Genomic DNA, 13164 nt, shown 5'->3' with positions numbered 1-13164 from the left:
CCTCCGAACACGTAACCGTAGCGACTGCTTGCAGGTCGCTCGAAAACCAGCCGCGGGCACAGCCCCGCCCGCGGCCACCCTCACAGACGAGTGGAGCTGACGTGACGACAAGTATCGATACTTTCGGCGCAAAGGGCACCCTCGAGGTCGGAAGCAACTCCTACGAGATCTTCCGTCTCTCGGCCGTGCCCGGCACCGAAAAACTCCCCTACGCACTGAAGGTCCTCGCGGAGAATCTGCTCCGCACCGAGGACGGCGCCAATATCACCGCCGATCACATCCGCGCCATCGCGAGCTGGGATCCATCGGCCCAGCCGAACACCGAGATCCAGTTCACCCCGGCCCGCGTGATCATGCAGGACTTCACCGGCGTGCCCTGCATCGTCGACCTGGCCACGATGCGCGAGGCCGTCACTACCCTCGGCGGCGACCCGAGCAAGGTCAACCCGCTCTCCCCCGCCGACATGGTCATCGACCACTCGGTCATCCTGGACGTGTTCGGCCGCGCCGACGCCCTCGAGCGCAACGTCGACCTGGAATACCAGCGCAACGGCGAGCGCTACCAGTTCCTGCGCTGGGGCCAGGGCGCCTTCGACGATTTCAAGGTCGTCCCGCCGGGCGTCGGCATCGTGCACCAGGTCAACATCGAATACCTGGCCCCCACGGTCATGGTCCGCAACGGCCAGGCCTATCCCGACACCTGCGTTGGCACCGACTCGCACACCACCATGGTCAACGGCCTGGGCGTACTGGGTTGGGGCGTCGGCGGTATCGAGGCCGAGGCGGCCATGCTCGGGCAGCCGGTCTCCATGCTCATCCCGCGCGTCGTCGGCTTCAAGCTGACCGGTGAGATCAAGCCGGGCGTGACCGCCACCGACGTGGTGCTCACCGTCACCGAAATGCTGCGCAAGCACGGTGTGGTCGGCAAGTTCGTCGAGTTCTACGGCAAGGGCGTCGCCGAGGTGCCGCTGGCCAACCGGGCCACCCTGGGCAACATGAGCCCCGAATTCGGTTCCACCGCAGCGATCTTCCCGATCGACGGCGAGACCATCAACTACCTGCGCCTCACCGGCCGCACCGACGAGCAACTCGCGCTGGTCGAGGCGTACGCCAAGGAACAGGGCCTGTGGCACGACGCCGACAACGAGCCCGCCTACTCGGAGTACCTCGAGCTGGACCTGAGCACCGTGGTGCCGTCCATCGCCGGCCCGAAGCGTCCGCAGGACCGAATCCTCTTGTCGGACTCCAAGACCGCGTTCCGCAAGGACATCCACAACTACACCAACGACGCGGAGTCCGGCCCGGCCGCCGCCACCCCGCACACGCATCTGGATGAGGCCATCGAGGAGTCCTTCCCGGCCTCGGATCCGGCCGTGCTGTCCTTCGCCGACGACGACGCGATCCTGCCGTCCGCCGCCAACGGCAGTGTCGGCCGTCCGTCCAAGCCGGTCAAGGTCACCGATCCTGAGCGCGGTGACTTCGTGCTCGATCACGGCGCGGTCGTGGTCGCGGGTATCACCTCCTGCACCAACACCTCCAACCCGTCGGTCATGCTGGGCGCGGCCCTGCTGGCTCGTAACGCGGTCGAGAAGGGCCTGTCCTCCAAGCCGTGGGTCAAGACCAACATGGCCCCGGGCTCGCAGGTCGTCTCCGACTACTACGAGAAGGCCGGTCTGTGGCCGTACCTGGAGAAGCTGGGCTTCTACGTGGGCGGTTACGGCTGCACCACCTGCATCGGTAACACCGGTCCGCTGCCGGAGGAGATCTCCAAGGCGATCAACGACAACGATCTGTCGGTCACCGCGGTGCTTTCCGGTAACCGCAACTTCGAGGGTCGTATCTCCCCCGACGTGAAGATGAACTACCTGGCCTCGCCACCGCTGGTCATCGCGTACGCGCTCGCGGGCACCATGGACTTCGACTTCGAGACCGACGCTCTGGGCAAGGACACCGACGGCAACGACGTCTTCCTGAAGGACATCTGGCCGTCCCCGCAGGAGATCGACGACACCATCAAGTCGGCGATCAGCCGGGATATGTTCACCAAGTCCTACGCCACCGTCTTCCAGGGCGACGAGCGCTGGCAGGGCCTGAGCACCCCTGAGGGCGACACCTTCGCGTGGGACCAGAACTCGACCTACGTCCGCAAGGCGCCGTACTTCGACGGCATGGATATGGAGCCGGCTCCGGTCGAGGACATCAAGGGCGCGCGCGTACTCGCGCTGCTCGGCGACTCGGTCACCACCGACCACATCTCCCCGGCCGGTCCGATCAAGCCGGGCACCCCGGCCGCACAGTACCTCGACTCGCACGGCGTGGAGCGCAAGGACTACAACTCCCTGGGCTCGCGTCGCGGTAACCATGAGGTGATGATCCGCGGCACCTTCGCCAACATCCGGCTGCGCAACCAGCTGCTCGACGATGTCTCGGGCGGCTACACCCGTGACTTCACCCAGGACGGCGGCCCGCAGGCGTTCATCTACGACGCCTCGCAGAACTACCAGGCCGCGGGCATCCCGCTGGTCGTGCTGGGCGGTAAAGAGTACGGTTCGGGTTCCTCGCGTGACTGGGCCGCCAAGGGCACCTCGCTGCTGGGTGTGAAGGCCGTCATCACCGAGTCCTTCGAGCGCATCCACCGCTCGAACCTCATTGGTATGGGCGTCATTCCGCTGCAGTTCCCGGCCGGTGAGTCGGCCGCGTCGCTGAAGCTGGACGGCACCGAAACCTTCGACATCGAGGGCATCACCAAGCTGAACGAGGGTGTGACTCCGAAGACCTTGAAGGTCACCGCCACCAAGGAGAACGGCGATGTGGTCACCTTCGACGCGGTGGTCCGGATCGACACCCCCGGTGAGGCCGACTACTACCGCAACGGTGGCATCCTGCAGTACGTGCTGCGCAACATGATTCGCGGCTGAACGACTGTGCCGTAGTAGGTCCGCGCACCGCGTCACCCGCGGTGCGCGGACCTCTTCACATTGCATTGCCCGCTTCGCTCGGAGGAGCCCGCCGAAATGCCCAAAGTCAGTGATGATCACCTCGCCGCCCGGCGTAGTCAGATTCTGGACGGGGCGCGGGCCTGTTTCGCCGAATACGGGTACGACGGTGCGACCGTGCGCCGTCTGGAAGAGGCCATCGGCCTGTCCCGCGGCGCGATTTTCCACCACTTCCGGGACAAGGACGCCCTTTTCCTCGCCCTGGCCCAAGAAGATGCCGACCGCATGGCCGATGTCGCGGCCAATCAGGGTCTGGTGCAGGTCATGCGCGATATGCTCGCCCACCCGGAGCAATTCAATTGGCTCGGAACCCGTTTGGAGATCGCGCGCCGCCTGCGCACCGATCCGGAATTCCGCGCGAGTTGGACCCAGCGTTCTGCCGAACTCACCGCCGCCACCCTGGCCCGCCTGGAACGCCGCAAGGCCGCGGGTGCCCTCCGCGACGACGTTCCCACCGACGTCCTCCTCGGATATCTGGACCTCGTGCTGGACGGTCTCATCGCCCGCATCGCGTCCGGGCACACCAACGAAAACCTTTCGGCGGTATTGGATCTCGTCGAAGCATCGGTGCGCCGCAAGGAATGAAATCGTATGCACCCGACCCCCTCCGCCGACGGCCGACTGCCCTCTAATACACGACTATGTGGTGCTCCGTGCCCGTGTGCTTTTCGAGGAACCGAACTGACCCGGGGCCGGGCTTTTCCGGCGCTCGACGGTTGCGCCGGCCGTTGAAATCTGGAGGGTCGGCGCTTGCCTCAGCGTGGCGCTGCCGGCGTGGCGGCCCACTCGCCGAGTGTGAAATTTGTTCCTGCGCGGCGGATTTCCACCGCTCCCGAGCCGCCGAGATGCGCGGGAATCACCAATTGCCGTTGGTCCGCGGCTTGTTCGAGGATTCGGCGCCTGGTGGTTGCGGCCCGGTGTGGGTCGAGACAAAGGCAGCTGCTGCAGGACGGGTGGAGCAGTTGGATCGGGCTGTGCACCAGGTCACCGACGAAGATCGCGCGATCGGTGCCGGATTCCAGGTGCAGGACCGAGGATCCGGGGGTGTGGCCGGGTGCGGATTCCAGGGTCAGATTGTCATCGATGCGGTAGGTGTCGTCCCATAGGACGGCCTGGTCAGCGCGATGTATCGGTGTGATGCTGTCCTCGTAGATGAGCCGGTCGTCGGGGCGGCGACCGCCGGCGTAGCCGCCTGTGGGGCCGAAGTAGGTGTCGTCGGCGGTCGGGATGAGATACTGCGCGTTGGGGAATGTCGGCATCCACTGGCCATCGACGTCGTGCGTGTTCCAGCCCACGTGATCGCCGTGCAGGTGGGTGTTGACCACGAGATCGACAGCCTGCGGGTGCACACCGGCTTGCGTAAGACGGTTCAGGAAGTCGCCGTGGCGGTGGTGAAACAACGCGCGGCTGGGGCGTTCGCGGCCGTTGCCGACGCCGGTGTCGATCAGGATCGTGCGACCGCCGCTGCGGAGCACCCAGGTTTGGATCGCTCCCACGACCAGTCCGGTGTCGGGTTCCCAATGATCTGGCTCGAGCCAGTCCGTATTGTCCCGCCAGATCTGATCGGTGGTGTCGGGCAGCAGGTCGGTGCCCGGCATCAGGGTGCCCTGCCATTCGACGACACGGAAGATTTCGACGTCGCCCAGCACGATGCTCTGTGAACTTTCCATACCGCCGAGCCTATGGACGCGGATGCGAGTCGATCAATGGGTACTGCGCTCACAAAGATACCCAATCGACTCAGTAGTGAGTGTTCTCAGTAACATCGGCTTATGGATGTGCTGAGCGACGCGATCGCTTCCATACGCCTGGGGCAACCGTCGTCGAGCCGGCTGTATACGCACCAGCGCGACTGGTGCACCCGCCTCGCCCCGCACTTCGGGGCAGGGTTCCATATCGTCCTGCGGGGCAACTGCTGGGTGCTGCCCGATCAGGGGGATCCAGTGATGCTGGGAACAGGTGACGCAGTCTTGCTGCCACACGGAACCGGGCATGTCCTCTCCGATCGGTCCATCGACGCGCAAACTGTGGCGCAGGCCGTTCCGTTCGAGCAATGGCGTGCCGAGCAAGCATCCGAAAGGTCCTCGGACACAGTCGGGTTCGAAGCGTTGTGCGGCAAGTACCGGCTCGACCGACGCGGGCAACACCCCCTTGTGGCGGAGCTGCCGGCGGTCATCCACCTACCAGCCCGCACGGGCGATCACCGCGAACTCCGCGCCGCCATCGACCTACTAGCGCTGGAAGCCGACGAGCGCCGCCCCGGTTCCTGTATCGCCGTTCCGAGCCTGCTCGATTTGCTGCTGGTCTACATGGTCCGCGCGTGGATGACCGAGAGCAGGACAGGTATCTGGTCGGCCGCGCTCACCGATCCGGTCACTGCCAACGCGCTGCGGGCGCTGCACACCGACCCGGCCGCGTCCTGGAGCAATGACCGCTTGGCCACCGAAGCTGGTGTCTCCCGCGCCACCCTGACCCGCCGATTCGCCACACTGGTGGGCCAGCCGCCGATGGGATATCTGGCCTGGTGGCGCCTGACGCGGGCCGCCGCGCTGCTCCGCGACACCACCGATCCCCTTTCCGCCATTGCCGACCAGGTCGGATACGCCACCGCCTATGCCTTTTCCAACGCGTTCAAGAAACAGTTCGGCACCTCACCCGGCCGCTACCGCCACCACGGCTCCACTGTTGCCGGGCCAGTCGACACCCCAGATTCCCCCCAGAGCTCCGAGGAATTCCATCATCTGCTGGATCGCGTGATCACGTCCGACACCGTCGACTGAGGACCATAATCATCGACATGGAACTGAACGGAGCCCGTGTCCTGGTCACCGGCGCGACCGGCGGGATCGGGAGCGCGATCGTCGCCGCGGTCGCGGCACGAGGGGCGAGTGTGGTGCTCTCCGGTCGCCGCGCCGAGGCACTGGACCAGGCCGCGACCAAGTTCGGAGCACGCGCAATCGTCGCGGACCTCGCGGTGCCGGGTGGTGCCGAGAAGCTGCTCGCGGAGGCCGGTGACCTCGATGTCGTCATCGCCAATGCCGCATTGCCCGGTTCTGGCGACCTGCTCGACTACTCGCTGACCGAGATCGATCGAGCACTGGAGGTCAATCTGCGCGCCCCCATCGTGCTCGCCCGCCTCGCCGGTGCGCAGATGGCCGAACGCGGCAAGGGGCATCTGGTCTTCATCAACTCTCTGTCCGGCAAGGCTGCATCCGGTAAGGCGGCGATGTACAACGCCACCAAATTCGGACTGCGCGGCTTCGCTTTGGCCTTGCGCGAGGACCTGCAAAGCCGCGGCATCGGTGTCTCCTCGATCTACCCCGGATTCGTCAGGGACGCGGGCATGTTCATCAAATCCGGCGCGGCCCTACCACAGGGCGTCGGCACCCGAAGCCCGGAAGACGTCGCGAACGCCGTGGTCCGAGCGATCGAACGGAACATCGCCGAAACCGACGTAGCCCCCCTCCCGGTCCGCCTCGGCGCGATATTGGCCCTGATCGCCCCCAATCTCTCAACCCGCGTCCAGCGTCTCTTCGGCGCCGACAAGGTAATGACCGAACTAGCCGCTGGTCACCGCGACATGCGCTGAGCCCTACAACAGGATGCGACGCATTTCCCGCAATACACCGTCGCCTCGATCTTCCTCTGCCGCGGCGGTCGTCGACGCAAACGAGCTGGTCAGTGGTGGGACAGGCGGCTGAATATAATGCTGGCGCTGGTGAATCCGAGGGTGGCGAGGATGGCGCACCAGAGGAGGGCGAGGGGGGCGTTGCGGGTGGTGTCGAGGGCGTTCAGGAGTCCGCGCACGGTTTCGATGATCGGGGTGGCAGGTTGGTAGTCGGCGAAGCCGCGCAGCCAGTGGGGCATGGTGGCTGTTTGGACGAAGGCGCTGCTGATGTAGGGGATGAACATGATGGCGTAGGTGAGGCCGCCGGCGGCTTCCGGATTCTTGGCGACTAGGCCGAGGGCGACGGCGATCCAGGAGATGGCGGTGACGAACAGGGTGATGACCGTGAGGGCCGCGAGCCACCCGAGTGGACCGGCCTGGGGGCGGTAGCCGAGTGCGAGCGCCACAGTGACGGCGATCGCGATGGCCGCGAGATTGCGGACAACGCCCTCGGCAACGTGGCCTGCGAGTACCGCCTGACGGAACATCGGCAGCGTGCGGAAGCGGTCGATGCTGCCCCGGGTCATATCGGCGGAGACGGCGGTGGCGGTGATCGATGAGCCGAAACCCGTGCACAGCAACATGATTCCGGGCACCACATAGTCTAGATAGGGCCCACCCACATCGATGGCTCCGCCGAAGACGTAGGTGAACAGCAGCATCACCAGAATCGGCATGAGCAGCGAAATGATGAGGGTGTCGCGGCTGCGCAGAGTGTGCCGGACACAGCGGCGGAACATGACGAGGGTGTCGGCGAAGACGTCGGTCATCGGGCGGCGGCTTCGATGATGTCGGCGGTGCGGGCGGCGGCGTCCTCGCGACTCAGCGTCTTCGCGAATTCCGCTGCGCGGGAGCGGCGTTCGGATGTCAGCAGCGACGCGACGCCTTTTTCCAATCGAGCTTCGGTCAGTCGCGTGAACGGCAGATGCGCACCCACACCGAGACGCTCGACCTGCCCGCCCCACATCGGCTGCTCGAACGACACCGAGCACACCAGCGTCGGCAGTCCGGCGCGCAAACTCTCGAACAGCGTCCCGATACCGCCGTGATGCACCGCCGCAGCGCAGTACGGAAAAACCAGATCGTGCGCGAACGGACCGACAACCTTCACATTCGGTCCCGCCTGCGCATCGGCAATATCGAGATCACTCCAACCCGCACTCACCAACGCCCGCACACCCAGACGAGCAGACACCTCGGTAACCATCGCAAGCACCGCGGCCGTATCCCGAATGGGCATGCTGCCGAATCCGAAGAACACCGGCGGTTCCCCCGCCTCGATCCACGACAGAATTCCCGCATGGTCACCCGCCAAATCGCCTACGGCCGCACGGGCAGCATGATCGAGCGTCAGGAATCCGGTGAACGGCCTGCGCTCATCCCATTCTTCCGGCAATCCGGGAACCAATGCCGGATCATAGATCTGCACTTCGGGAACATGCGCACGCGCCAATACCGCTGCGGTACTCGCCCGCGATTTCGGCAACCCGAGGATCGCGCGTAGATCGTTGAGATAGCGCATGAATACCACGCGGCGCAGATTCTCCGCGGCCGCCCACGTCGCCCTGTTTACGGCCGCAGGCGGATTCCACCGCGGCGGTAGCGCACCCGGAAACGGATATGCGCCATTGCTCCGGCAGGGGAAATAATGCAGGCTGACCAGCGGAACCCCCATTGCCTCCGCAACCGAACTGGCCCGGTCCTCGGTAACGGTGCTCGCCACGATCAGATCCGCGCCCGTGCAAACGTCGATGACCTCCCGATTCATCTGCTGGGCATAATCGGCCATCTGCCGAGCGACCAATTGCATGAGCCGCAGGGTGTTGCCTGCCGCCAGCGCCCGCTGTCCGGCGTCGGAACTGTAGAGCTGCTGCACATCCGGTCCGCAGGCGACGGCGGCAAGTCCGGTGGCCGTGGCGAATTCGACCAGATTCGGCGGCGCACCGAGCAGCACATCATGGCCGCGACGGCGCAGCTCGAGTCCCAAAGCCACGACGGGCTGGACATCACCGCGGGTTCCGGTGAGCGGAATCGCTATTTTCACGGCACTCTTTCGTATCGGGGCCCTGACGGCCGACCGAATAGTCCACAGAATTAAGGGCTCCGCACGGCGGCGATGTGTCAGTACAGTGCCATTGTGCACATAGCGATGTTCGTGGACTACCACCCGGCCACCCTCGGCGGAGTCCAGACCGCGGTCGCTTCGCTGTGCCGTGGACTCGAACGCGCAGGTCACCGCGTCACGCTGTTCGTCGCGCCGCAGCCGGGCGCCGACGAGCTCCCGAATGTGGTGCCGCTGCGCGCCGCAGGTGGTCTCGTTGTCAACGGATTCCCGGTCGTGCTGCCGACCAAGGGCAATGCCGAACTCATCGATGCCGCCTTCGCCGCGCGGGGCCCGATCGACCTCGTGCACACCCACACCACCTACGGCGTAGCCATCGCTGGCATGAAAGCCGCATGGCGACACCGGATTCCGCTCATCCACACCGCCCAGAGCCGCGACGACGCGTTCATCGAGAACACTTCGCTCGCACCGTATCCGGCGGCTTTGGCCCTACGCGCGCTGCACGGCCGGTTCGTACCGCACGATCAGCACATGCCGCACCGCGCCGAAAGCCGTGCGGCACGCCATGCCTGGTGGACGATCGTCGGTCAGGCTCAGGCCGCGGATCGGGTCATCGCGCCGACCCAGCACTTCGCCGATCAACTACTCGCGCACGGGTTGACCCGGCCACTTCGGGTGGTATCCAACGGCGTCGATGACGAGCTGATCGAAAACAGCAGCAGCACACCGGTTGTCGAGCGCGCGGCCGACATACCACTGCGGCTGATCTGGTGCGGGCGGCTATCGGCCGAGAAGCGGCCGCTGGCCGCAATCGAGGCCGTGCGACACCTCGACGACTGCACTCTCGATATCTACGGTGACGGCGACCTGCAGCCCGAGGCGGCCGCCACCATCGCCGAGTATCGGCTCGCGGACCGAATCCGCTTGCACGGCAGGGCCACTCAAGCCGAATGCCTCGCCGCCATGTCCGAAGGCGACGCACTACTGTTCCCCTCGCACGGCTTCGACACGCAGGGCATGGTCCTGCTCGAGGCGGTGGCGGTCGGGCTGCCGATTATCTACTGCGATCCCGATCTCGATGAATCGGTCCCACCCGGGGGCGGCATTCGCACCGCCGATCCATCGCCTGCCGCGATTGCCGACACCGTCGCCGCGCTCAACGCCGATCGCTCCGCGCTCGCGGAAATGCGCCAGATCCTCGGCAAATACGGCGACTCGGTGCGTCAGTCACAGCACATCGGGACGGTGCTCGATATCTATCGACAGGCCCGGGCCGAGTCCGCGCGCAGCCCGGAACTGGTCATGCCGCAATCGCTTTCGGAGGTACCGACCGCTCCCGGTCAGCTGCCGCTGGTCGGCCACAGCCTGCGGGCCCTACGCGACGCTCCCGGCTTCGTGACCTCGCTGGCCGATCTCGGCCCGATCGTGCGCCTGCGGTTCGGCCAGAAGACCGGATATCTGCTCACCACACCGAATCTCGTCCGCGAGATCGGTCTCGGCGATGCCGAACTCAATCGGGATGATCTGCGCGAGGCTATCGAGGATGTAGCGGGCGGATCGGTCAATGTCCTGCGTGGCGAGGAACACAAGCTGCGGCGGCGCATGATCTCGCCCGCGCTGCGCCAGAGCCGCCTTGCCGAGTACACGCGGGCGGCGGCCGATATCGCCGAAACCTGGTCGGCAGCACTGCCTTCGGGCGGTCAGGTGAATCTGATGGACGAGGCACACGGACTCATTCTCGACACGGTCTCCTCGACGCTGTTCACCGCCGATTTCAGCGATGACGCACGGCGTGAGATCCGCGACAGTGTGCCGTGGCTGCTCAGTCAGGTCATTCTGCGCACCGCGCTCCCCCCGCAGGTGCGCCGATTGCGGCTCATTTCGAACTGGCGCTGGCGCACCAAGGCCCGGCACCTGCGCACCGCCATCGGCGCCGTCATCGCCGAATACCGCCGCCGCGACGAGGATTTCAACGATGTGGTCTCGGCGCTCATCCGGCACACCGACAGCGAGACCGGTGCGACCCTGTCCGATGAGCACATCATCGATGAGGCAATCCTCATGCTGGCCGGTGGCGTCGGCTCGATGGCCTCATTGACCGGCTGGCTCTGGCACGAGGTCATGCGCCGCCCACAGATCGCCGAGCGCTTGTACGCCGAACTCGATTCCGTCGTCGGAGCGGGCCCGGTCCGCGCCGATCATCTCGGCGCACTTCCCTACCTGAAACAGGTTGTGGCGGAGACACTTCGGTTCTGGGGCCCATGGATCAGCGCGGGCACCGCCGACGGCGATGTCACTATCGGCGGACTCACCGTTCCCGATGGCACGGCAATAATGTTCTCCCCCTACCTGGTTCAGCACAACAAGCGCTACTACGCCGATCCGGAAACCTTCGACCCGGATCGCTGGTCGCCCGAACGCGCCGCCGATATCGACAAGAAGGCCAACCTCTCGTTCGGCGTCGGCCGTCGTCGCTGCCTGGGCGACCATTTCGCCATGATCGAAATCGGGCTCGCCGCCGCGGCACTGCTGGCCCGCTGGCGCCCGACACCCGACCCGAACTACTTGGTGCGCGCCTCCAATCGAGACTTCGTCCTGTCGCCCTCGGCGCTGCCGGTTACGCTGCACCGGCGTTGAATACTTGCTTGGAGTGCACTCCAGGTGACTAGCGTGGGTCGCATGAGCAAAGTTTGGTTCATTACCGGAGTCTCACGAGGATTCGGCCGTGAATGGGCACTCGCCGCACTGGAGCGCGGCGATCGAGTGGCCGGTACGGCGCGCGATACCAGCACACTCGACGATCTCGTCGCGAAATATCCGGACGCCTTCCTTCCGCTGCGCTTGGACGTCACCGAACGGGACGGCGATTTCGCCGCCGTACAGCAGGCCGCCGAGCGCTTCGGGCGGCTCGATATCGTGATCAACAATGCCGGCTACGGCCAGTTCGGCATGATCGAGGAACTCAGCGAGGACGAGTTCCGCGCACAGTTGGAAACCAATGTCTTCGGCGCACTGTGGGTCACCCAGGCGGCGCTGCCGATCCTGCGGGCCCAGGGCAGCGGCCACATCGTTCAGGTATCGAGCATCGGTGGCATCTCGGCCTTCCAGAACCTCGGCGCGTACCACGCGTCGAAGTGGGCTCTGGAGGGGTTCTCCCAGGCGCTGGCCCAGGAGGTCGCACCCTTCGGGATCCACGTCACCCTGATCGAACCGGGCGGATTCGGCACCGACTGGGCGGGCCCCTCGTCGCGGCATGCCAGCCCACTCCCGGCCTACGATGCCGCCAGGGCTGCCCGAGCCGCCCAACGTTCGGCGGTGCGCCAGGGCGATCCGGCCGCCACGCGCGCTGCCATCCTCGCGGTCGTCGACGCGCCCGAGCCGCCACTGCGCATTTTCCTCGGCGAGGTCCCGCTGACCATCGCCACCGCGGATTACGAATCCCGCCTGGCGCTCTGGCGTGAGTGGCAGCCCATTTCCGCTGCCGCACAGGGGGATTGAGCCGCCCCTGGACTGCGACGCCGCCGGGAAAATGGTGGATCCGCCCCCGGCGGCGCCGACTATCCGAGACCGCGCCTCGCTGCCCGACCCCGGGCGGATCAGTAGTTGGCGTTCAGATAGTTGGCGGCATGGGTCGTCCACAGGACATTCGTGCCGGGCATATTGTGTCCGGAGTAGAGAACGTGCTGCCCATCCGGCCACGGCGTCAGATAACCGATGACCCCGTTGACCGCGGCCGCATAGCGATCGAGATTGCCGATCGGATCGTTCATCAGGAAACGCAGCAACTCGGCGAAGATCAGCGGGGCAACATTGCCGATGCGGGCGCCCTCGACGAACGAGAACGGCGAAATTCCGATATCGATGATCCGCAGCGGTGAGTCAGCCGGTGACGAGGTGATGATATCGCCCGGATTCGCGTACTCCTTGACATCTAGTGCGGGCCAAGCGCCGTGTTCGCCGTGCAAGCCGTAAGTCGTTGCCGGACATAGATTGCCGACCGACTGACCCCGTTTACGCAACGGATTGGCGATATTGACGGCGAAGGCGATTTCCAAGGGTGAGCCGTCGGTGTTCTTGTATTGACCCGACCGCACCCCCTCCAGAATCTTGCTCGCGCAGATACTTCCGAGCGAATAGCTCAAAAGTCCGCAGACATTCGGCGAGTCCTGAATCGCCTTGACGCCCGCCGCGACACCGAGCCGGATCGAGGTGTCCAGCGAAGGGCCCCACAGTTCCGGGCTCGGCCCCACCGAGGCGGGCCAATCCGGCTCGAAGGCGGTGAAACGGTCGGGATCAAGCAGTTTCGTGACATCGTGCAGCATGCCGGTGGGAGTCCCATTGGTATTCCGCGGTTCACCCGTGCCGCGGAGGGTGATGATATCGATCATCACCCCATGGTGAACCGATGACCGCCGTACCACCCGAGTAGCGAACTA

General features: G+C 65.5%; 10 protein-coding genes. 6 read left to right on the top strand and 4 right to left on the bottom strand.

All coding sequences use genetic code 11. The features are described 5' to 3' along the window. Nucleotides 1-101 precede the first annotated feature (101 nt). Together AB0J47_RS04535 and AB0J47_RS04530 are read left to right on the top strand one after the other, a co-directional pair. A complete protein-coding gene (locus AB0J47_RS04535; RefSeq protein ID WP_364340439.1) occupies nucleotides 102-2918 on the top strand; it encodes an aconitate hydratase in 2817 nt (938 codons plus the stop codon). 96 nt (nucleotides 2919-3014) lie between these two features. Then, nucleotides 3015-3581, top strand: a complete 567-nt coding sequence (locus AB0J47_RS04530) for a TetR/AcrR family transcriptional regulator (RefSeq protein WP_040691943.1) — start codon at nucleotides 3015-3017, stop codon at nucleotides 3579-3581. Nucleotides 3582-3751: 170 nt separating this feature from the next. On the opposite strand, the gene AB0J47_RS04525 is transcribed toward AB0J47_RS04530, so the two are convergent. Next, entirely contained in the window at nucleotides 3752-4666 is a 915-nt protein-coding gene (locus AB0J47_RS04525; protein ID WP_364340436.1) for an MBL fold metallo-hydrolase, read from the bottom strand. Between the two features lie 102 nt (nucleotides 4667-4768). Here AB0J47_RS04525 and AB0J47_RS04520 point away from each other — a divergent pair, with 102 nt between their 5' ends. Together AB0J47_RS04520 and AB0J47_RS04515 are read left to right on the top strand one after the other, a co-directional pair. Continuing rightward, nucleotides 4769-5776 carry an AraC family transcriptional regulator gene (locus tag AB0J47_RS04520; RefSeq protein WP_364340434.1) on the top strand — a complete coding sequence of 336 codons (1008 nt, stop codon included), beginning with the start codon at nucleotides 4769-4771 and terminating at the stop codon, nucleotides 5774-5776. Nucleotides 5777-5793: 17 nt separating this feature from the next. Continuing rightward, a complete protein-coding gene (locus AB0J47_RS04515) occupies nucleotides 5794-6585 on the top strand; it encodes an SDR family NAD(P)-dependent oxidoreductase (RefSeq protein WP_364340431.1) in 792 nt (263 codons plus the stop codon). A gap of 89 nt (nucleotides 6586-6674) precedes the next feature. Here AB0J47_RS04515 and AB0J47_RS04510 read toward each other — a convergent pair whose 3' ends face one another. Together AB0J47_RS04510 and AB0J47_RS04505 are read right to left on the bottom strand one after the other, a co-directional pair. Continuing rightward, entirely contained in the window at nucleotides 6675-7433 is a 759-nt protein-coding gene (locus AB0J47_RS04510) for an ABC transporter permease (RefSeq protein ID WP_364340429.1), read from the bottom strand. Next, nucleotides 7430-8707: a glycosyltransferase gene (locus tag AB0J47_RS04505; protein ID WP_364340427.1), complete on the bottom strand. Its 1278-nt coding sequence runs from the start codon at nucleotides 8705-8707 to the stop codon at nucleotides 7430-7432. The genes AB0J47_RS04510 and AB0J47_RS04505 overlap by 4 nt, the downstream gene beginning before the upstream one ends. A gap of 93 nt (nucleotides 8708-8800) precedes the next feature. Here AB0J47_RS04505 and AB0J47_RS04500 point away from each other — a divergent pair, with 93 nt between their 5' ends. Further along, nucleotides 8801-11365, top strand: coding sequence for a cytochrome P450 (locus AB0J47_RS04500; RefSeq protein WP_364340425.1), 2565 nt, complete (start codon nucleotides 8801-8803; stop codon nucleotides 11363-11365). A gap of 42 nt (nucleotides 11366-11407) precedes the next feature. Continuing rightward, entirely contained in the window at nucleotides 11408-12226 is an 819-nt protein-coding gene (locus AB0J47_RS04495; RefSeq protein WP_364340423.1) for an SDR family oxidoreductase, read from the top strand. 98 nt (nucleotides 12227-12324) lie between these two features. On the opposite strand, the gene AB0J47_RS04490 is transcribed toward AB0J47_RS04495, so the two are convergent. Next, a complete protein-coding gene (locus tag AB0J47_RS04490) occupies nucleotides 12325-13116 on the bottom strand; it encodes a hypothetical protein (protein WP_364340421.1) in 792 nt (263 codons plus the stop codon). Nucleotides 13117-13164 lie beyond the last annotated feature (48 nt).

This window comes from Nocardia sp. NPDC049737 (genome assembly GCF_040674755.1).
Taxonomy (GTDB): Bacteria; Actinomycetota; Actinomycetes; order Mycobacteriales; family Mycobacteriaceae; genus Nocardia.
This window is presented reverse-complemented; position numbering and strand designations above follow the sequence as displayed.